General features: G+C 36.3%; 1 protein-coding gene. It reads left to right on the top strand.

Features of this window, described 5'->3' with window-relative positions; genetic code table 11:
* Positions 1-412 precede the first annotated feature (412 nt).
* Complete coding sequence (locus HW45_RS28240; RefSeq protein WP_152559620.1) at positions 413-1,402, top strand: hypothetical protein; 990 nt, start codon at positions 413-415, stop codon at positions 1,400-1,402.
* The last annotated feature ends 297 nt before the right edge of the window (positions 1,403-1,699 follow it).

Here is a 1,699-nt window from a genome sequence, read left to right as displayed (position 1 = left end):
GATTTCGGCAACAAAGCCAAGTCTGTTAGTAAGTCAAACTAAACGAAAATTGTCTTCCCTTCAATTAGGCTGCTCTTAAATTCATATTTACTCACTTGTAAAAACTCCACCTAAATCTTTTACTGATTTCCATCTGAGTTATTTGCTCGACTTTTTTGTTGCCCAATGATGACATAGGACTAATGCTTTGCTCTGATATAGTCACTCAACTCTGTTGTCACCTTGAGCGACCAACATAAAAGAGGGCGGGAGACTTGTCACTATATCTAGTTACTACGAGAGAAAAAAACTAATTTTTATGTCTATATCCATTGCCTAACCAAACAAAAGGCGTTCAAAATATAGACATAATGATACAAACCTAATAATACTCTTTTGCTAGTGTAAGAAATGAAACTTACAAAGGAGTTGTATGATGATAAAAATTACCCATTTACTATTGCTTTCTATACCATTTAATGCGCTTGCTGAAACCGATGATCTTGAGCTTAAAGGTATTCCACCATCACGATTAGATTCATACCTAAAAACCTTTCAAAAAGAACTAAACGATTTATGGATTAACTATGATGGCGTTAATTACCCATTGTCTCCGATCGCTCTTAGTGATGACAATACGTTTATAATGCAGTTTAAAAAAGGCTTAGTATCAATTGAATATAATATGGACCAAGGGTTAGATGACAAAACCAATATCATGGTAAAGGAAACCTATAGAACAGATGACTTAACCGAAGATGAAGTGGTCCAGTTAATTAGCGAAGGATGGGAAGCATCACAGATATCAACACGATATGTTGATGGAAATTACCTATATGAAGGAGAAGTGGAAACAGACAATTACAACTTAATTAGCTTCAAGCTAAGTTTCAACGAAGCAGCAGTGGTATCAGGTACCAGCCAATTCTCAATCGATGGAAATAAAGCCATTCTGACAGGTGACTTAGGCACACAAACTTACCTTCAGTTACAAAAAATAACGCGAGATTACCCAGACGTTAACACTATCGTTCTCAAGGCCGTCAATGGTTCTGTTAATGATGATATAAACTTGCACACGGGAAACTTATTACGTAATTCAGGATTGAATACAGAGATTCCGGAAGGAGGCTTTGCATATTCTGGTGGAGTAGACTTGTTCAGCGCTGGAGTAGAAAGAAAAGTTAAAACAGGTGGTATTCTTGGAGTCCATTCTTGGTGTTGCTCGCAAGGAAAAACTGCGGATAAATTATCTAAGGACAATCCAGCACATCATGACCAGCTAATATTTTACAAGAAAATGCTTGGAGACCCGATTGGTTCACAGTTCTATTTCTTCACTATTCACGCGGCTCCATTCCGAGGTATACACAAAATGACCCGAGAAGAGCTAGAGCGATTCGGGTTATCAAAATCGAAGTAATCAAACAGCGATCAATAAGGTGGCCCAACTTAACGTTGGGGTCATCTAAAATGTATGTTTGTCAATGAGTGAGTACTAAGGATTAACTAGTATAGCACTCATCAGCTAAAACTTGTTTTTCTTAGACATTTTCATAAGTAAAAACATTAAGTTCACCTTAGATTTAAACATTATTCCTCCAATAAAATCATAAACTGCTCATTATCCTTTTTTGTTATGTTAACATTATCAATCATACCAAAATTCCACAACCAAGTATAATACCAACTCTACAATCTGAACGAATATCCATTGATC

Source organism: Vibrio sp. ER1A, from assembly GCF_000733315.1.
Taxonomy (GTDB): domain Bacteria; phylum Pseudomonadota; class Gammaproteobacteria; order Enterobacterales; family Vibrionaceae; genus Vibrio; species Vibrio mediterranei.
Note: the sequence above shows the minus strand (reverse complement) of the source record. Positions and strands in the feature narration are given on the sequence as shown.

What these genes read in the sequence shown, in the direction of transcription:
- HW45_RS28240 (WP_152559620.1), top strand. Translation starts at nt 413, where the DNA reads ATGATGATAAAAATTACCCATTTACTATTGCTTTCTATACCATTTAAT.